This window comes from Hahella sp. NBU794 (genome assembly GCF_050749805.1).
GTDB lineage: Bacteria > Pseudomonadota > Gammaproteobacteria > Pseudomonadales > Oleiphilaceae > Hahella.
Genome location: NZ_CP192738.1, coordinates 1859463 through 1878649, shown reverse-complemented (window position 1 = coordinate 1878649; position 19187 = coordinate 1859463). Strand labels below are relative to the sequence as shown.

Annotated in this window: 19 protein-coding genes; 5 read left to right on the top strand and 14 right to left on the bottom strand. The window is 54.7% G+C overall.

The annotated features are described in order from the left end of the window. Positions 1-123: 123 nt before the first annotated feature. From ACQYWX_RS08500 to ACQYWX_RS08455, 10 genes are all read right to left on the bottom strand, one after another. Positions 124-1899 carry an alkaline phosphatase D family protein gene (locus ACQYWX_RS08500; protein ID WP_431688480.1) on the bottom strand — a complete coding sequence of 592 codons (1776 nt, stop codon included), beginning with the start codon at positions 1897-1899 and terminating at the stop codon, positions 124-126. Between the two features lie 147 nt (positions 1900-2046). Then, positions 2047-2739 (bottom strand): DUF6882 domain-containing protein, encoded by a 693-nt coding sequence (locus ACQYWX_RS08495; protein ID WP_216737196.1) that lies wholly within the window; start codon positions 2737-2739, stop codon positions 2047-2049. Between the two features lie 24 nt (positions 2740-2763). Beyond that, complete coding sequence (locus ACQYWX_RS08490; protein ID WP_431688479.1) at positions 2764-3075, bottom strand: hypothetical protein; 312 nt, start codon at positions 3073-3075, stop codon at positions 2764-2766. A gap of 373 nt (positions 3076-3448) precedes the next feature. Further along, positions 3449-3847 carry a hypothetical protein gene (locus ACQYWX_RS08485; RefSeq protein ID WP_431688478.1) on the bottom strand — a complete coding sequence of 133 codons (399 nt, stop codon included), beginning with the start codon at positions 3845-3847 and terminating at the stop codon, positions 3449-3451. Between the two features lie 22 nt (positions 3848-3869). Beyond that, the gene (locus ACQYWX_RS08480; protein ID WP_431688477.1) at positions 3870-4376 is read right to left on the bottom strand and encodes a hypothetical protein; all 507 of its coding nucleotides are present in this window, start codon (positions 4374-4376) and stop codon (positions 3870-3872) included. Positions 4377-4691: 315 nt separating this feature from the next. Continuing rightward, the gene (locus ACQYWX_RS08475; protein ID WP_279503553.1) at positions 4692-5924 is read right to left on the bottom strand and encodes a sensor histidine kinase; all 1233 of its coding nucleotides are present in this window, start codon (positions 5922-5924) and stop codon (positions 4692-4694) included. 1 nt (position 5925) lies between these two features. Further along, complete coding sequence (locus tag ACQYWX_RS08470) at positions 5926-6648, bottom strand: response regulator transcription factor (protein WP_206618045.1); 723 nt, start codon at positions 6646-6648, stop codon at positions 5926-5928. Positions 6649-6735: 87 nt separating this feature from the next. Next, positions 6736-8487 (bottom strand): phosphoethanolamine transferase, encoded by a 1752-nt coding sequence (locus ACQYWX_RS08465; protein WP_431688476.1) that lies wholly within the window; start codon positions 8485-8487, stop codon positions 6736-6738. Between the two features lie 192 nt (positions 8488-8679). Continuing rightward, positions 8680-9075 carry a diacylglycerol kinase gene (locus tag ACQYWX_RS08460; protein ID WP_279503545.1) on the bottom strand — a complete coding sequence of 132 codons (396 nt, stop codon included), beginning with the start codon at positions 9073-9075 and terminating at the stop codon, positions 8680-8682. 88 nt (positions 9076-9163) lie between these two features. After that, positions 9164-10018, bottom strand: a complete 855-nt coding sequence (locus ACQYWX_RS08455; protein WP_431688474.1) for a LysR substrate-binding domain-containing protein — start codon at positions 10016-10018, stop codon at positions 9164-9166. 101 nt (positions 10019-10119) lie between these two features. On the opposite strand from ACQYWX_RS08455, the gene ACQYWX_RS08450 reads away from it, so the two are divergent. Then, complete coding sequence (locus tag ACQYWX_RS08450) at positions 10120-11310, top strand: YbfB/YjiJ family MFS transporter (RefSeq protein ID WP_431688473.1); 1191 nt, start codon at positions 10120-10122, stop codon at positions 11308-11310. An 85-nt stretch (positions 11311-11395) separates the two neighbouring features. Further along, positions 11396-11602: a tautomerase family protein gene (locus ACQYWX_RS08445; RefSeq protein WP_431688472.1), complete on the top strand. Its 207-nt coding sequence runs from the start codon at positions 11396-11398 to the stop codon at positions 11600-11602. Positions 11603-11673: 71 nt separating this feature from the next. Here ACQYWX_RS08445 and ACQYWX_RS08440 read toward each other — a convergent pair whose 3' ends face one another. Both ACQYWX_RS08440 and ACQYWX_RS08435 read right to left on the bottom strand, forming a co-directional pair. After that, positions 11674-12105 carry a hypothetical protein gene (locus tag ACQYWX_RS08440; protein ID WP_431688471.1) on the bottom strand — a complete coding sequence of 144 codons (432 nt, stop codon included), beginning with the start codon at positions 12103-12105 and terminating at the stop codon, positions 11674-11676. A gap of 419 nt (positions 12106-12524) precedes the next feature. Next, positions 12525-15107 (bottom strand): M14 family zinc carboxypeptidase, encoded by a 2583-nt coding sequence (locus ACQYWX_RS08435; RefSeq protein WP_431688470.1) that lies wholly within the window; start codon positions 15105-15107, stop codon positions 12525-12527. Between the two features lie 402 nt (positions 15108-15509). On the opposite strand from ACQYWX_RS08435, the gene ACQYWX_RS08430 reads away from it, so the two are divergent. Together ACQYWX_RS08430 and ACQYWX_RS08425 are read left to right on the top strand one after the other, a co-directional pair. Next, positions 15510-16001, top strand: coding sequence for a hypothetical protein (locus tag ACQYWX_RS08430; RefSeq protein WP_431688469.1), 492 nt, complete (start codon positions 15510-15512; stop codon positions 15999-16001). A gap of 363 nt (positions 16002-16364) precedes the next feature. Continuing rightward, a complete protein-coding gene (locus ACQYWX_RS08425; protein ID WP_279503536.1) occupies positions 16365-16676 on the top strand; it encodes a hypothetical protein in 312 nt (103 codons plus the stop codon). A 130-nt stretch (positions 16677-16806) separates the two neighbouring features. Here ACQYWX_RS08425 and ACQYWX_RS08420 read toward each other — a convergent pair whose 3' ends face one another. After that, positions 16807-17796 carry a ribonuclease Z gene (locus tag ACQYWX_RS08420; protein ID WP_431688468.1) on the bottom strand — a complete coding sequence of 330 codons (990 nt, stop codon included), beginning with the start codon at positions 17794-17796 and terminating at the stop codon, positions 16807-16809. Positions 17797-17800: 4 nt separating this feature from the next. Beyond that, a complete protein-coding gene (locus tag ACQYWX_RS08415) occupies positions 17801-18715 on the bottom strand; it encodes a LysR family transcriptional regulator (RefSeq protein WP_216737211.1) in 915 nt (304 codons plus the stop codon). A 134-nt stretch (positions 18716-18849) separates the two neighbouring features. On the opposite strand from ACQYWX_RS08415, the gene ACQYWX_RS08410 reads away from it, so the two are divergent. After that, a complete protein-coding gene (locus ACQYWX_RS08410; RefSeq protein ID WP_216737212.1) occupies positions 18850-19116 on the top strand; it encodes a hypothetical protein in 267 nt (88 codons plus the stop codon). The last annotated feature ends 71 nt before the right edge of the window (positions 19117-19187 follow it).

Genomic DNA, 19187 nt, shown 5'->3' with positions numbered 1-19187 from the left:
GCATGTTAATAAGCAGGCTCAGAGATGCGTTTGCGCGGCGGCTAGCCGCAGAAGACAGGTCCTGACATGCGTGGGCCCTGTCGTTGCGGACAAATAAAAGGAAGCTATTTTTCCGCCTGATTATTAGTAGCCTTGCACCGACTTTTGTGTCATCCAGGGCCAGGCTTCATATTTACGATAACGCGCCAGCGCCTTGCGTTCCTGCTCGCCGCTATTGAGGTTTTTGTTGACCTTGTAAGCAATCCACTCGCAGTAGCCATCGGTGTATTCAATCGTCGAATAACCGTGGTCTTTGCTGTTGAACATACGGATATGCGGGTTGGTCAGACGCACCGCGCCCTCGCTGGTCGCATTCAGCAGGAAGTCTCTGACTTCGTCGTCCGGGGCCTGCGCCAGCAGCACGTCAAACAGGCCTGCAGACGTCAGCGAAGGCGTCATGAATTCAACGCCAATCTGATTGGAGAAGTTAAACGGATTCAGATCCGCGTAGTTCTTCTTCACTTGAGAAGCCATATAGGTGTGCAAATCCCCGGTCACCACCACGAGATTTTCGATTGAGTTGGATTGCACCTCGTTCATCAGCCATATCCGCTCCGCGTCATACCCGTCCCAGGCGTCGACATTGAATGGCAGCTTGGCTTTCTCCCCCAGGTCGATGCCCAAACGCCCCATGTAGGTTTGGTTGCCCAGCATATTCCAGCGCGCCGTCGACGCCGCCATGGTGTTGATCAGCCATTCCCGCTGGGTTTCACCCATCATGCTCTGCTCGGGATTATTGAGATTACCGCAGCCGAAAGGAACGTAACGGCCCAGAAACGCATCTTCGCCGCATGGATGAGGCGTTCGGTAGGTGCGCGTGTCCAGCATATTCAAATTCACCAGATCGCCAAACCTGAACTGCCGATAGATGCGCGAATACAAATGGGGATGGGTGCGCCCCTCGTCAATGTCGATGCGCGCAGGAATATATTCCGCCCAGGCCCGTTGTGAATCGAGTTTGAGCTGACGCTTCAAATCCGCGTCGTTATTGAATTGCGGGTCCGTGCTGTATGGGTGGTCCGGACATCCCAGCGTGTCCTGTTCATAGTCCCAATAGCAATCGTTACAGGTCTCGTGATCGTCTGTAGTGATGATCCAGGTATGATTCTCCATCGCCTTTTGTAGAAAAGGATCACTGCGATAGGTGCGGTGTAAAAAGCGATAATCCTCCAGGTTCATCGCCACGGGGAAGCCGCTGGGCAGCTCTATTCTGCGATCCTCGAAAGGCAGGTCCTGATAACGGGGATCGCCGACGCTCTCGTAAATGAAATCCCCCAGGTGGGCCACGTAATCAATGCTGTTGTCGTCCGCGACGCAGTTCAACGCGCCGTAGTAGCCGTTGGTGTAATCCTGGCAGGTCAGCAGCGCAAACTTGACGCTGTCCACGGACTGCCCGACGGCCGCAGCCGTGCGACAGCGCCCCGTACGACTGAATACGCCGCGGTACTGAAAGCGATAGTAGTAATAGCTGTCCGCATTCAGTTGGCCATCCAGGTCCAGCCTAACGGTATGATCCCGGTCCGCGCCGAACTGCTCGCCTCGCACTTTGCCTTCCAACGCCAGCAGAGTGAATCCAGGGTCAACCGCCACCTGGAATGTCAGGCTTTCGTTTGGGTCATATTGCTCGGAGCGGATATGAGTCCACAGCATGACGCCGCTGGCGGTGGGATCGCCGGAGGCGACGGACAGATCAAATACGGCGGAGGGGTCGGTTCGGTTGAGCGGTAGTGGAGCTTTATCCGGATAAGCGGCGCGGCTAAGGCCGGCGAGCGCTTTATCCGCACTGAAAGTAAGCAAGAACGGCGTGGCGGTCCCTGCCGCCATGAGTGACAGAAATTGTCGTCTATTATAGTCAGGCACTCTGGGTTCCTCTTCTTCGGTTTTTGTTTAGTGGTGAAGCCGCCAAAGCGAGACAATGCTAATGAAACACTGTTAAAGCTTCGTGAAGACTTCGTTACCCGAAGAAGAGGATAGTTGGCTCCTAAGCGGCCGCCTGACAGTTAGCGATTAATGGCTGGGGGTGATCTGGCGCACGCCGCCCCGTTCGTCAAAGGTTAGCGTGAGTTCACCGTCAGCCCGGGAGCCATAGCAGAAAGAACCTTCCTCACGCAGTTTGAAGCCCTCCTGACGCAGATACTCCAGGACAGGGGTTTTCTGGCGCGTGGAGAGCCGCCGCAATGCCGTTTGCAGCACCCGGCAGATAGCATGCAATCCCAATTTGGGCAGATCGTCAGAGTGCTCCACCAGGACACAGCCATGCAGCGTTTCCGTGAACTCCCAGACGTCGAAGACATAATCATGATTCAATACCCCCGCCGCAATGGATGACACCACCACAGGCTCCACGGGTTCGCAGACGCCTTTGATAACGCCCCAGCTTTCAATTTTGGCGGCTTCCGCCCAGGCCACCAACTGCAGGCTGGCCTGTATCACCGTTTCCGGCAGCGGATTAGGGCTCGCCCAGGCCCAGCAAAACGAGCGACTGCCTGTCGCATAGGTGCCGATAAGCTGGATGCGCCGCCGCGTATCGCCATAGCGAGCGACGCCTTCGTAGAGGTTGTACTCCACCGGCGATTCACAGGGGTAAGCCGTTTGCAGCCGCTGGTAACGGCTTATCTGAGGCAGCAGGTATAATTCCTTCAGCGAGTCCAAAGTGACCTTCGCTGTCGCGTCCATTCTGAAATAATCCATTTTTTCCATTTTATTTATCCTGACTTTTATAGCTCATACGCTTTTCCCTGGCGTTGAGATCAAACGGTCCACATGTTCCAGCCACTCTTCAATGTCATCGTCTTGCGCTGGCGCAGACGTGCTGGCTGACTTGAGGTTGGCGAGGATCATGGTTCTAAATAAACGGCAGGGAAGATAATGCTCCTGCTGACGCGCTTGCGCCTGGGCAGGCTCAAAAGCATCGGCGTCAGAGGACTTGTCCGTCGAGTCAGACGGAGGGATATCGCGTGAATAACACGAAGACAACGGATGAGATATATCGGACGCCATAACGCCCGGCGCATAGGCGCGTCGTTTACCATTCATTTTTAGCAACTTTCCTTGTAAAAACAATTCCAAATATGGAATTTAGCCCCTTGCGCCAACATTTGGCGCCAGTTTGCTAGGGTATGCCAAGTGGATGGATTTAGCCAGTCCTGACACCCTTACAAGCCCTTAACATAGTGTGAATCAGAATCCCGTTTTTTAAAGTTTCGCTTATCGCCAATACAATGCCACGACAGAGCGGAAGTATCCGCATGGTGGTCTGAACAGTGGCGTTGGGATCTGAATGGGAAGAACCTGACAGGCGCAGTGGAGGATATGCGTTCGACGCAAGGCTTGCTGCAAAGCGAGTATTTTGTGCTTCTACGCTGACGCCAAGAAAAGCCCGACTCTGAGGCCGGGCTGAACTCATCTATTACTGACTAAAGTTGAAGGAAATGCCGGTTATTACGAACTCACTGCACTTGTTGCTATTTTCAGGCCGAATGATTAGCACCCTGCCCCCTTCACGCAAATCGGTAACAGCGTTATAAGCAGCTTCATACAAGGCATCGCCCTTATACACATTACATGTAAAGTTTCTACCGTTTTTTGGATCATGCCCGGAAAAATTGATGCCAGTCCCTGAGCGATTAGCGGAAATTTGGCCACCGCCACTGTTCCCCCCCGTATATTGATCTCCGATTTGAGCGCTCAACATGATGTGGTTATTGAACCAGTCAGCCACCTCCACGTTTCCGTTAGGTTGCGCCATCGCTGTCGTTGCGACTGAGCATACCGCCGCGATCATTAATGCTTTGCCTAGATTTTTCATACAGATATTCCTTTATGATTGCTTACAAGATTGGGGGCGCCTGCATCGTCAGCGCGCCCTGGTTGATCGCCGTGGATATTTCATCCACCAGCGCTTCGTACTGAGCCGGAGTCAGGGTCCGTTTCAGTTCGAACATCCTGCGGTTGTCTTCCTGCCCCCAGGCGCCCGCCGATACGGCGCTTTCCACCACAGACAACCCTTGTTGAAAGTTTTCGTCATAAGTGAGCGCGGGACGCTCTTCCTGAGCCGTAGAACCTTTATCGGACTGGCTCTGAGTAACCGTCACTGCGGGAACGCTATGCTCCCTGTGTTGAGACAGCAGCTGCTCCAGTTTGGCGATCTGCCGCTCCAACGCCTGCACATCACTGGTGAACTGTGGAGAAGGCTCAATCACCCTGGCTGGCGCCGCCTCGTAAGCCATCGCCTGTGCTGGTTGCGTCTTGGCTTCCTGAGTTCGCGTCCAGAGCAACCCGGTTTGCAGACACTCCAGGACCAAAACGCCTCCGAGCAATACCCAAGTCCGTTTCATTGTCGAAATTCCTCCCATGTTTTCCGCGCCATGCTTGAAACCCCTGGGCGTTAAAGCCTCGCTGGGGCTCGTGTCGTCATAGGTTCAGAATATCCATGTGGGAGACGCAGGGATTGTATAAATCCGGCGCCATTGACCAGGACATCAGAACAGGTCAAGACAACAAAAAGTCGATGGCTTAGAGAGGAGTTAACAAGAGGGAAAACAGGGTATTCAGAAGGATAATTGAGACATCAAAACAGCCAGAAAAGCCGCCGACATATCGGCCCGCGCTTAGCTGTTTTATCGTTTAGAGAGGTCCACAGAATCTGGAACTCAGGCGGCTAAGAACCAGACTTTGACACGAGAGCCGGATTCATCCGTGGTCAATTCATACCGCCACCCCATGTGCTCGCATACCAGGGTGACGATAAACAGTCCCAAACCGCTGGAGCTGGGCGCCTCCTGTGAGAAGCCATTTATGTTGCCGGCGCCTTCATCACGAATTTCCAGATGCTTCACGTACTCCGTCACATAGACTTGGCCTTGAGTATGGTTCAGCGCATTAATGATGAGATTATTGATGAGAATTTTCGCTAGGACGGGATCGCCCAGCGCAACCGGTTGCTGCGCCGATAGGGAAAGTTCCAGCCTGCCCTCGTTTTCGGTCGCGGACAGACCATGCTCCTGCGCCAGCTCTTTCAGAATATCGCCCACCGGAAAGCTGACCGGCACGTAAGGTTCTTTTGTACGCCGCACCAGCTTGAGAAGCGCCTGCACATTGGCGGACATTTCCTGAGCGGAGGCGCTGATGCGCCCCAGGGTTTTCTTGTCTTCCGCAGACAGTTTATTCCGATGTTCAATGACTTCCACCGCGCCCAGAATCACTGCGATAGGCGTGCGTAATTCATGGCTGGCGAGACTGACCAGCGAGCGTTCACGCTTGACCAGTTCATCTATCTGATCCAGGAATTTATTGATCGCCTGGGAAATTTGGGTCAGTTCCGAGTCGGGATAATCAAGAGGTAAACGGAAGCCCCCCGTCGGCGCGGCGGCGTCAATGTCGCCAGTGAGCCCCTGCAACGGACGGGAAATTTTACGGCTGGCCAGACGCGCGGTAAAAAAGCTCAGCGCGCAAACCAGTAGCGCCAGCCCCAGAATAACGATGGTGGACTGCGTCTCGCGCTGCTCAAACAGCGCCAGATCTTTGGCCAGGTAATACACGCCTCCCGGCACCTGGTTGACGAGGATTTCATAATCCTTGCCATCGACATCCACTTCACCGTTGTACGGCGCCGTCAGTCCACGGAAAACCGCGGGAAGTTTTTCTTCAGGCGGCGCCTCCCCCGGCCAATAGAACATGGTCAGCGTGGCGGTTTGATTGAACTGGGGCTTATCAGGATCATAGCGGCTCTGGAAGTGCTCCAGCTCCGCCTGCTGGTCCATCTCCAAAACGGTCGCCTCCAGCGCCTCCAGCCCTCCCCAGGCGACAGCAATCACCAGCAACAGGCTCAGCACGTTGCTCCAGAAAAATATGGTGAAAACGCGTCGGGAGATGGAGGTCGCCATGCTAAGCCAGTTCCGGCTCCAGGCGATATCCGCGGCCATGAAGAGTGCGAATCATCGAACGGTTTAATGTCGTCTTCAGCGTTTTGCGTAATACATAAACATGCGTACGAATGGTGTGCGGGTCGCCATCGGCATTCCCCCACAGTCGCTGACTGAGTGTTTCATAGGCGACAAAGTTGGGATATGCCTGTATCAGCGCTTCAAAGATGGTGGCGCTGTATCCGCTCAAAGCCAGGCGCTCGCCCTGCCCCGTCATGACCGTCAACGATCCTGGGGAATAGCGGATGTCTCCGGCGCTCAGATCGTCGTCGGCCAATTGGCGGCGACGGCACAGGGCCTGAATTCTTAGCTCCAGTTCGCGCATGTTGAAGGGCTTCACCAGATAGTCATCGGCGCCGCTGTTAAACCCTTCGGTTTTATCTTCAATGGAGTCTCTGGCGGTGACCAGAATAATCGGGGTTTTCTTGCCCAGATCCGTTCTGATGCGTCGGCATAAAGTAAAACCGTTGACTCCGGGCAGCATGACATCCAGCACAATAACATCGTAGTGCTGCGTCGCCAGCAGATGCAGGGCCGTCAGACCGTCGGCGGCGAAATCCAGGCTGTAGCGCTCTTCTCCCAAAAACTCGAACAGGTTCTCCGCCAGACTGCGATGGTCCTCAACGATGAGCACCCGAAGTTTGTCGGTAATCGTACGATCCGCCATTTTCCAATCACTCAACACGTATAATTCGCCTTCGATTTCCCTACAGATCCGCTTAATTACCACTTATCGCAGCCCACGCCCCCCGCGCAGGCCCTCAGAATACTCTCAACCTGGAGACGCCGCCATAGCGCCCGCCTCTTCCCGCGGATCTCCTGAGGGAGATGCCACTTCCAGACCGGTTCCGGTACAGGGTCTGAAGAGATCCTGCTTCGGCTCGTAAACCTGCGTCCGCACGCCCATTAACCCAAGCATAGAGTCAAACAAATTATCCTGGGTAAAATTTTGGGAGGCTTCCGCCTGCAGGCACTCTGAGCTGATATTAAAACGTTTCTCAAAACGCTCGGACATCCACACCATGAAAGGCACATGGGTTTGTTCATCCGGCGCGATCATATAAGGAAGCCCGTGCAAATAAATATTGTTTTCCCCCAGGGACTCGCCATGGTCGGAAACATAAACCATAGAGGCGTCCGCAGCGCCATCTACGGATTTGAGCAACCCGATTACCTGCGACAGGAAATAATCCGTGTATAGAATCGTATTGTCGTAGGCGTTAGTAATCTCTTCTTGCGAGCACTTCTGCAGCTGCACGTAGTGACAGGTCGGTTGATACTGCTGAAACGACTTGGGCGCGCGCAGATAATAAGCGGGTCCATGGCTGCCCTTCTGATGCAGCACGATCAGCATATCGCCTTTGGCGGATTCAATTTTCTGCCGTAACCGGTCCAGCAGCACCATGTCGTAGCATTCATCCAGACGACAAACGCCCGCCAGTTGTTCCGAGTTCAGATTTTCAAACTCCACGCGATCGCAAACCCCTTTGCAGCCGGAGTTATTGTCTCGCCACAGCACTTCCACGCCAGCATGCTTGAACACATCCAGCAGATTTTCCGTGTAACGCTCCATGCCGCCGTCAAAGTCCGAGCGCCCTGCGCGGGAAAACATACAGGGCACGGATACGGCCGTCGCCGTACCGCAGGAATGAAAATTATCGAAACTCACCACTTTCTCTTTGCTCAAGTTGGGGTTCGTCTCGCGTCCGTAGCCATTCAATGAAAAATTCTGGGAGCGAGCGGTCTCTCCGACCACCAGAACCGTCACTAGCTTGCGTTGGGGGTCGCTGGACACTTTTCTCAATTCAACACGCGCGGCGTCTTCTCCCAACGTAGTGAAGGCGACCTCCGTTTTCGGAGTCAGCTTGCGAATATAAGAAGACGTTGAGTAGATATAGTTAACCGGCACGATCAAGTCGCGGATATAGCGATTGTTGCGGAATAAGGAGGCGTAGCTTTGATAGAAAGCGGCGGCGATTGCGCCAATCACCACAACGGCGAGCACCGCCGCCAGCAGCTTATTCATCAACTCTCCCGGCAACCGCTTGTAGTGAATGGGAATCCACGCCACCAGCGCAGCGGGAACCATGCCCAAAGCAATAACGTAGACAAATAACCATGGGTCCATCAGCTCCATAGACTCCCGGTAATCCGTCTCCATCATATTTTGAATCATGGTCTTGTCGATCATGACGCCATAGGCGTTCATGAAGTAAGCGGCGAGTGACGCCGTCACCAGAATGAACATCAACGTTGGCTTGAACAGGTACTTGAAGGCGAACAGGGACAGGAAAAGATTAAAAATGACCAGCAGGAATAAAACTACGCTGACCATAAACATCAAGCCGCCGGAGCCTTCATCGCCCCGCAGCTGAAAAACCGTGGTGAAAAACTTGGTATTGAAGGCGCAAAGCAGATACACGGACACCGCCAGCGACATGAGCCATGTCGAAATGCCCGCTCCCAACAGTTTGTTAAGTTTGGCCCGAATCAACTCCCCCTCCTGCAAATAACGCACGCTCATCAGAGCTATCTGCAGAGTTTAAAAAACCACGAGCCAAGCAAATCTCAAGAAAACATCAAGGAAATATCAAAGCGAGTAAAGGACGTCTGACGAGGGCGGGAGGTGAGACAGAAGAGACAGAGGAAGAAGCGAAGAATGCGGGAGACTATAACGAGACGGCCGCATGAACATAACGCCCATGCGGCGAGAGACTTAAATCAGAATGCCAATCCAGGTGAACATAGCCAGACTCAAGGCCACCAGCACCGCTGCGGAGCCCATGTCTTTGGCGCGTCCGCTTAACTCATGACGCTCGGCGCCAATGCGGTCGACCACAGCTTCAATGGCGGAGTTGATCAACTCCACAATCAGCACCAGCAAGACGCTGCCGATCATCAGTATTTTCTCCACCATGGTGACGGACAAAAACAGCGCCAGAGGAACCAGAATCAAAGCGGCGACCATTTCCTGACGGATTGCGGACTCATTTCTCCATGCGGCGCGCAGTCCATTTATCGAGTAGCCTGTCGCCAGAATAATGCGTTTTATGCCCGTGGCGCCTTTAGGCTGAATTGAAGAAGAGGAAAGATTTTCGGACGAATCGGTCATGGGACTGACGGCTCCTGACTGCTGAATACTCACGACTGTAATGCGATGACAGTATAGTCACAAAGCCGCCCGGGGAGTAGCGCAGACGTTACTTTGTCATGGGCCGGCCGGCGACGGCGTCCCGCAAAGTCTGCATGCCTCCCCGTAAAGGGATGTCCCGATAACGGATCATCAACGTAGGCGTGTGGGCGATATGCTCCGGCAATTCGGATATCGCCAGCTCCTTCGCATAGGGGGATTGCTCCACCACCCTTCGCGGCATCAGCGTGCAGCCCAACCCCACCGCCACACAGCCCAGTATGCCTTCCAGCGTCCCCAGCTCCATAACGGATGCAATCTGATGACCACACTCCCGCTGCCAGGCCAGCGCGCGAGCGCGATAGACGCAGCCTTCGCGAAACAAAATCAGAGGCTCCTGTAGATCGCCCTCGCCTTTCGCCGTCACCAAAACCAGTTCCTCCGCCAGCACAGGCTCCGCGATCAGCATGGGGTGATCCAAAGGGCCGCCAATAAAGGCGCAGTCCAACTTATGGCTCAGCACGCGCTCAATGAGATCCGCGGAGGTGGCCGTCTGCACCTGCAAATCCAGCCCGGGATGTCGGGAGCGCACTTTTTTCAATGCGGCGGGAAGTCTGACAGCAGCGAAAGTCTCCATGGTCCCGATGCGCAGCTCGCCGGTGGCTTCACCCGCAGAGCGCACGGCAGCGGCGGTCTGCTGCGCCATTTGCAGTATTTCTCGCGCGTGTTTTTGCAGCACCCGTCCTGCAGGCGCCAGCTCCAATCCGCGCCCTTTGCGAAAGAACAGCTGCACCTCCAGTTCCTGCTCCAGACGGCGAATGCGCGTCGTGACATTGGATTGCACCGTATTGAGCCGACTCGCTGCGGCGAGGATGCCGCCTTCCTCCACTACGGCGAGAAAGGTGCGCAACGCGACTAACTCCATAACTATTCTCCATTAGAGAACATTTTCTTCTCTATTATTCGATTGTATTGATAGGTCGTATTATTTATCTTCTCTCCCAGAGATACAACGGGAAGTGAACCATGAGCGCACAACTACAACGCTTGCAAGTGCTGACGGCGGGCATACTCAGTCTGATGCTGATGTTGGGCGTGGCGCGCTTCGCCTACACGCCGCTACTGCCCCTCATGCAACAGCAGGCGGGACTATCGGCTTTCGCAGGCGGCTGGCTGGCCAGCGTAAATTATCTGGGATATTTGTGCGGAGCCTTGATCGCCGCTTCTATCAGCAGCCTGACGCTGAAAGACAAGTTATACCGCTCAGGTTTACTGATAGCCCTCATCAGCACCGCCGGCATGGCGCTGTGCGACAACGTATGGGTGTGGGCGTTCATGCGCTTCATCGCCGGATTGAGCAGCGCCGCAGGCTTGTTAATTGGCTCCGGCCTGATCATGCACTGGCTTATCCGCAATGGTCACCGCAGCGAGTTGGGCATCCATTTCAGCGGCGTCGGTCTGGGCATTCTATGTTGCTCTCTCGCCGTGGATCTTATGACTCCCCACTTCGATTGGCGCGAGCAATGGGTGGCGTTGACGCTATGCGGGTTGCTGTTCGCCATCCCCGCCTGGCTATGGTTGCCCTCGCCCACCACCGCCAGCCGTTCTCAACATGAGGACGCAATGCAAGACCGACCGCCCTCGCGTCTTTATATGAGTATTTTCATGGCCGCCTATTTTTGCGCTGGCGTGGGGTATGTGGTCAGCGCCACCTTTTTAGTGGCCATCGTCGATCAGCAACCGGCCTTACAGGGGCAAGGCGCTTTTGTATTTCTTCTTGTGGGCGCCGCGGCGGCGCCCGCCTGTATACTTTGGGATTTGCTGGCGCGACGCATCGGCGACATCAACGCTTTGATCATCGCAGCGGCCTTACATGCTCTGAGCATACTGGCGCCGACACAGGGCGGCCTCGCCATGGCGCTGCTTGGCGGCGCGCTTTTCGGGGCCACGTTTATGGGCATTGTCAGTTTAGTGCTGACGATGGCAGGACGTTTCTACCCGTCACGCCCCGCCAAAATGATGGGCAAAATGACCCTGACCTACGGCGTCGCACAGATTCTTTCCCCCGCCCTTACCGGCAGGCTGGCGGCGACAGGCGGCGGCTACGCGGACGGCCTTTATCTGGCCGCTGCTGTGATGGCGCTGGGGGTATTGCTGCTGCTGGCCTTAAAAAGCGTGGAGCAGAGTGAACGCCGCCAGGCCCTGTCATACACCTGACGATTACCTGTCATACATCTGGCTATTACCTGTCATACACCTGGCCATTAATAGTCGCAAACCAACTCAACTAAAGAGAGCCAGCATGCCCTACGTTAATATCAAAATCACCCGCGAAGGCGCCACCGCAGAGCAAAAAGCGGCGCTGATCGAAGGCGTTACCCGTCTCTTGCAGGAAACGCTGAACAAGAATCCCGCCACCACTTTCGTGATCATTGATGAGGTGGAGGCGGACAACTGGGGGATCGGTGGCGAGTCAGTCACCGTGCGCCGCAAACGCGAGGCGGGCTGACAGTGGATGAATGCGTTCAAGCAGGCCCACGCCCGCCTGAACGCATTGGCGCTCAGCGTAGTCAGCCTACGCTATTGCAACATCCACAAGACGGGAGCCGCCAAAACGGCGAGGGTTAGCAGCACCGTGACGCCCACGCCGGCGGCCGCCCAGTTGGACGCCAGCTCGCCGCCGCTTTCGCGGTGCCCTCTGATGGCTTTGCCCTGAAACAGATTCGCCAACTGCAGCATCACCATGATCTGCGGGGCGAAGTACACCAGCTTGGGCACATGCCACTCCGCCGGAACCAGCAGAGCGGCGATAATAACGCCTATTGTCGCCGCCAACGAACCAACAATCGCCTTGCGGGCATGAGACTCCTTACCCAGCTGGCGAAAGTTCTTCGCCAACAGAATGCCGCCAGCCAATGCCGACCCCAAAAAGGTCGCAATGCCGATACCGGAAACTTTATAAAGCTTGTGTTCAACGAAAGAAGAGACGGGTGTTTTTTGTGGGTTTTCCATTGAAAGATCTCCTTCACCGCCCGACTTAGACAGCCGACAAGAAGGACACCCAAACTTGTTAACCGCACGAGGGCGGGCTGTATCGATTGATAGCGTACCCCGAACGCGACGCGCCCGGACACTTCACAACGGCCGCCAGCGCTACTGTTAAGAACAAGGCGACAATCAAACGAAGCCGGTGATGAAGAACAAGAACTCTCCCGTTCGCAGCGGACCTTCCCTGAATATCGATTATCCTTAACGACTTCGGCGCCGCAGGAAGCATTAAAATTCTAGCCCCATAAGCCCTGTTGCGATACCCGCGGGACATAAAAATTTTATAAAGAAATTAACCCTACAAAAAAGGCCGCCCCTAAGGACAGCCTTAATCTAGTTCAGTATGCCGATAGCGTCATCGCCATGGCGCACGTCAGGCAGGCTTACTTGAAAGTAATGCCCCACTTGTCGATGTTGCCGGTGTCGCGGTTGGCTCTGTCACGTACTTTCAGATTCCAGGTTCCTGCGGAATCCTTCGCGCCCACGTCAACAGTGTAGGTCTGGTCGATGTCGTCTGTAGAACCGCCAGTGCGGTTGTGCAGGTTATAGACTGTTCCATCCGGATGCACCAGATCCACGATCAAGTCGCCGATATAAGTGTGCTTGATCTTCACCGCTACGCTCACGGAGCCGGAAGCGCCGCTGCGAGTCACATCAATCGGGCTGCTGACGCCAGTGGCGTTATTGTCCGGGATGCTGACGTCGGTGTCATTCTCATAAGCATCTGGATCTGTCGGCGGCTCGCCGCCATCGCCGAGGGACACGGTGTAGTCTTCCACTTCCCCATAATTGAAGGTTCCACATGGAGTTGGAGCCGCGTTATAACGCATCGCGACACGCATGGTGGTCTTCTCAAAGGACGCGCTCGCCGGAATGGTCAACGTACCGCTGGCGGGCGAAGAAGAGGCTGATCCGGAGTCGAAGACTTCCTCGCCAGCGTCGTCAAAGTCGCCGTCGCCGTTCAGGTCGACCCAAGCCTTGAAGTACTCTTTGTATGACTGACCGGAGAATGCAGGCGTAAAGGTAACGCTATTGCCGCCTTTCACCAGGGACACAACTTCGCCGCCCTGGGCTTCCGTAAAGTCACTGTATTTGGACGCGCCGGAAGACTTCAGGAAGCCGCCGACCTGTACCCCGGAAATCCACTCGTCATTCGAGCTGTTGCCGGCTGCATCGCAGTATTCCGCAGGCGGAATAGTCGGATCGCTGTCGATAACCAGGAACACGGCGCTGACCGCACCCCAGGCGCCGCTGGCGTCTTTGCCGCGCACATAGACGATGTGCTTGCCTTCACTCATGCCAGTGGTGTCGATCACGCCGGTGACGCCTTCCGTCTTCGAGTTGTATGAGCCGTCGGAAGCGGACAGAGCGATGGCCTGAGCGCCGTTGGCCCAGGGCGGCGTATCCAGATAGTATTCCGCCGCCGTCAGGTTCTGGGTGGACTCAGTTCCGTTGCTGTTGTTGAAGCGCGTGTCCGTAACGGATGCGGTCAAGGTCACCTGCGTACCCGGCTCCACACCGCCGCTGGAAGCGCCGCCGCTCAGCGCCAGACTGGTGACGTCTGGACCCGCTGGCGTGACATAAGGCGTGCGCACGACTTTGGCCGCGTAGATCAATGCGTTCAGGTTGTCCGGCTTGATCTTGCTCTCGTAGGTGCTGCAGCTCTGGAAGAACGACGTGCCCAGCTCGAATGTGTAAGCCGCTACGCCGAGTTCGCCGTAACTGACGCCATCACTGGTGCCGTCGGTGGGATAAAGACCGATGGACTGCTGCGGCGAGTAGCCGTTGAAGAAAGCGAATTTACGACCCAATGTCTGCAACGCTGTGCCGTTAGGCGCCGCCTGATTGGTGTCGCCCCATGGCCACAACACCAGTTCGCTGTAGCTGTGAATATCCAGGTGGATACCGCTGGTGTCGCTGGGCGCCGGGTCGTTTTTGCCTGGACCGCGACGATCAGGCCACAGACTGCGCACATATCCTTCCAACGCCTGAATTTCCGGTTCAGAGCCAGCGCTGGGGCCGCGATAGGTTTCATTACACTGACTGCCGCTAGAGCCTTCGCCATTGGTGCTGTTCCAGCCGAAAGTGAAGTTGCGGTTCAAGTCCGCGCCGCGACTGTTGCTGGTAGAGCCGCAGTAATTGCGGTTGGCGTTCTTTCTCCAGGACAAACCGGTTTCCGCTTTCTTACGTCCGTCCGGGTTAGTGTGCAACATCAGGTGCACTTCATGGTTGTCCATGATCCAGGTGGCGTCTGCGTTGGTTCCATAACCATTGACCAGCCAGCGCGCAAACTCCAGCGCCAAAGGCGCAGTGGTGTATTCACGGGCGTGAATGGCGCTGTTGATGAACAGCTTGGGTTTGTCGCCGCCGGTATTTTTGTTGGTCAGTTTCAGGACGCGCATATCGAAGCCGCCAACCCCCTGTTTCTTCTCCCAGGAGTCGCCAACGTCGATCCATTCCGCCAGCTCTGGATGGCTGCTGGCGAACCCTTCCGCCGCAGCGAAGGTTTCTTCTACCGTTTCATAGCAGGGGTAACCAGGAATACCCGCCAGCATGGCTTCTGAGCTTGCTACCGAGCCGTTGACCGACTGCGCGGAGAAAACGCCAAGACTGCTCAAACCCTGCATCTGGGTCAGAATCGAGTTGCGCTGTTCAATAAAATCCGTCGCCGTTTCGAAGGTGAAGCCGAATTGCTCCAACTTTTTCATTTCCTCCGGCTGCAACTGCATGACCAGATAGCCGTCGTCGTAGTGGGACTCCAGCATCTGGGCGTGAAAACTGATCGCCGCTTTGCGAGCGATATCCTGATTAGGGAAATAGGCTTTATAAATGTTATCCGACGCTTTTTCCTGTTCGAGTAGTTGATAGGCGTCGTGGGCGTGTCCAGGGGCGGCCAGCGCGGAACAACTTACCAAAGCGCCCGCCATGAGAGTGGCCACAGATAAGCCGCTAGCTTTCTTTTTCATTGTTATTTCTCCTTGGAATCCAGGTTCCCGGTGATTTATTTTTCCCTTGTAGGGAGATCGATTTGATTATTATCAGCGCCCGGGTATGGGCGGCGCGGTCCGTTACTGCAATCGACGTTCCACTGAGGCTGTTAACACGCATAATGTGACAAAATCTATTCAGGCTGAAAGTGGCCTTAGAGATTAAGCCTATTTCCCAATCATCAAATTTGAACAGCGTTAAACAGCCTCGATTAACGTAGAAGCTAAGCTGTTTAGTGTCAATCCAGAAAGGTTGCGCTACTGCTTATTCCTGACAAATATAAGTACAATCCGCAATATCAAAGGCTGTATCGAGACGAGAAAACTCTGTCTTGCACTCTCTAAAACACGCAGGGAAAACTCGCCAAAAAGGGGCGCTTTATGCGACATATCACACCATTTTGCCGCAAATTAGGGCATTTTTTAGCACCGTTCGCCGCAACGGCCATTCTTTCAGGCTGCGCACAGGCCTCTCCCGCCAATACAGGTAAACCCTTACCTGGACTTGAGGCCCAGGCCCCTGACGTTTATCGGGAACTGCGCGAAGTCAAAGGCCACTTCAACGGCGGTCAATGGAATGAGGATGTGGATAAGTGGCAGGGCAAAAAACATCAGGTCATGCAGATGCTTGGCGCCAAAGTCGCGTCGGAGCGTCTTGACACCACTCGCACCCGAGAGCTGATGGGAGCGCCCGACCGCACACTCAAGCCGGGAGATCAGCATTTCGACACAGTAGTTCGCATGACTGAATGGAAAGGCAAGCCGCAAGGTTCACTATGGGTCTATGATTGGCGCGGCGCCCATGACCAGCTGGTATTCGCCTTCGATGGCGAAACCTTAACGGCCTCAGGCTGGCTATATAGTTGGGAATAGTCAATCAGCGCTAATTCCCAGAGGCGTCCGCCAACGCTGAAAACGCACTGTCGCAAATCACGGACGCTTAAGCTTATGATTTATATGGATTCTTATCTTCACCCACAACCAAGCGTCGCAAAACGGGGACGTTTCAGCACAACGTTCTCGACCACCCCTTCCCCAGAAAGCCTCCAATCATTTGATTTATAATGATTTTTATTTTCTGGCACCGAATTTGGTATCTCTACAGTGAGCGCTAAAGCGCATTAGGAACCGCATCGGCAGGGATTACTACAGGAGTACGAAGGCCAACATTGGATAAGGACAATGTTCATTGCGGACAACTTAAAGATTTCAAAGGATCACAGAGAGGTGATTAACATGAACAAACTGAGCGCACTTGCACTGTCATCATTTTTGGCCGTTTCCGCCGCCTATGCAGAAGGCGATTTGGGAGCCTCCGAAAAAATGCCGTCCGAGCAACAATTCTCAGCTCTGGATGCTAACCAGGATGGCGTGCTTGATGAATCTGAAGCCAGCAGCAACACTGAGCTGACTAACAACTGGGCGTCTGTCGACATCGACAAAGACGGCGTTATCAGCCCACAGGAATATTCCATCTACACTGGTGAAGCCACCGCTTCAGGTTCTGCAAGCGAAGAGCAAATCCTGGATGAGCCGGTAACTGAATAAGTTACCTTAATCTTAGCTGAGAGATGGCTTTTATTACCTAAATCTGCAGGTCTCGCCTGCAGATTTAGGCTTGGGTCCAGCCGCCGATGCGGCGGGCCGTTTTAGCAGAGCGCGACATCCGTCAGCGCTGTCAGATATCAACGACAACGTCTCCGCTTCTGTGTAAGCGCCCTTCTTTGTCCAGTTGGTAGACTTCAAAATCCCGCGCCAAAAACAGACTCCCCGAATACGCTGACGCGGCTTCCCGCTCAATATCGAGAATAGAAGCGCTTTTGTCATCCGCCTTATCCAGATAGCGGGGGCTGAAGTGCGTAAGAACCAGATTGGGCGCCGCCACAGACTCAGCAAATTGCGCTACCGCCAGCGCGCAACTGTGCTGCGGGCCCTGTCCGACCTTTTCCGCTACGTCACGGGTATAAGTCGCTTCATGCACCAACGCTTGAGCGCCAACGCACGCTTCCCTCAGCAAATCCGGCTGGTCATTATCGCCGCCAATAACCATGCGTCTTGGCGCTCGCGCACTCAGCAGATAGTCCGCGCCATGGATCACGGCGCCATTATCCAGGGTCACGCTCTCGCCTTTTTGCAGGCGTCCCCAGATGGGACCCGGAGGTACGCCGTTCGCTTGCAGCCTCGCCACATCCAGCTTCGCCTCCACATGCCTTTCAGTAAATGAGTAGGCATAGGAAGGGACCCGATGAGAAAGCGCATGAGCGCGCAGTTGAAAGTCCGCATCAACGAAATCGCTATGCAACAAGGTTTCGACATCCACAAAACGCAACTCGTAGGTGAAGCGCAACTGCGTAGTCTCAATCATCGCCTGCAAAAACGTTTGCAGAGGCGCCGGACCAATCACTGTCAGGGGCTCGGTGCGCCCGCTCATACTGGCGCTGGCCAATAAGCCCGGCAGGCCATAACAATGATCGCCATGCACGTGCGTAATGCATACACCACGCAGTTGCTTCAAAGTGTGTCGACAATGCAGCAAACGATGCTGCGTCCCCTCTCCGCAATCCACCAGCCACCAATCTTTGGTTTCGGTCATTTTGACGCATACCGCGGAGACATTGCGGCTTTTTGTCGGCACGCCTGAGGAGGTGCCGAGAAATGTAAGTTCCATAGGTTCAGGCGCTTTTCAAAGTCACTATTTTCTGACAATTACACGAAAAGTATTCACTAATAAAATCAATAAACAGCCGCACTTTCTGGGGTAGATATTCGCGGCTTTGGTACACGCAGAAGATATCCAGATTCGGCGGCTGGTAGTCCTTCAATACCGTGACCAGACGTTTCTCACGCAGGGCCTCATTTACGATAAAACAAGGCAGTTGCACGATACCCTTGCCGCTCTCCGCCAGCTTGGCGAGGAAGATGCCGTTATTGGACTTAAATCGCCCGCGCACATCCACGTAGCGCACCTTATCATTCTCCCAGAAACTCCATGAGTTGCGCCGGGCCAGCGAGAACCCCATACATTCATGGGTTCTCAGGTCATCTGGCGTTTCCGGCAAGCCGTTTACTTTCAGGTATTCCGGGGAAGCGCAGGTGACCAGCGCGGTGCCGCCGATACGGCGTGCAATCAGGCCCGGTTCCAGCTCGTGAGCGATGCGGATGGACAGGTCGAACGCCTCTTCCACCAAGTCCACGCGGCGGTCCGCCAGCTCCATATCCACTTCAATGCTGGGATAAGTGGTCATGAACTCTGCGATGACCGGCTCCAGATGCAATAAAGAAAACGCCATCGGCGCGCTCAGTCGCAAAACGCCTTTGGGGCATTGGGTTTGTTGGGAAAGATCGGATTCCGCTTCATCCAGCAGGGAGAACACATTGCGGCAGGCTTCCAGGAAGCGCTCTCCAGATTCCGTCAGACTCAGCCGACGCGTCGTGCGATGCAACAGCTTGGCGCCCAGACTATCTTCCAGCCCTGACACCAGCCGTGTCAGCACGGGTCGGGACAAATCAAGAATGTCCGCCGCTTTCGCGAAGCTGCCATGATCAACGGTGGCGACGAACGCACGCATTGCCTGAATTCTATCCATCCGGATTTCCCCCTTAGTATTGTTTCGTTTTTAGAAACAATGAATTTCAGAAAGGCATGTTTATTCCCAATCATGGTATCTATAAAGTAGCCACCACACAACGATTGAAATCAAAACCTAGAGGAAAATTTCAAATGAAAACTTCAAAACTTTTTTCAGTAGTAGCTGCTTTATCTCTTTCCGCAATGGCTGGCGTAGCAAGCGCTGAATCCCTGGCGGACCGTCGCGCTGAAAGCGTTCAGGACGTGCCTACCCCTAACGCTCACTACAGCGGAAACTACCGCTTTGAGCAAGGCAAGCGCATCCCGGTAGCTAAGTCTGCAGATGACAAGAAAGTGGTCGACGGTCAGTACACCGGTACAGTGAAGTACATCCGCGGTGAAGTAGTCGAAGAGTCTTGAGACGCGCAAGGATAAAGACGTCGGCGGCTAACCGCCATCACGGATGACGCGTATGACCGCCTCACAGCGGC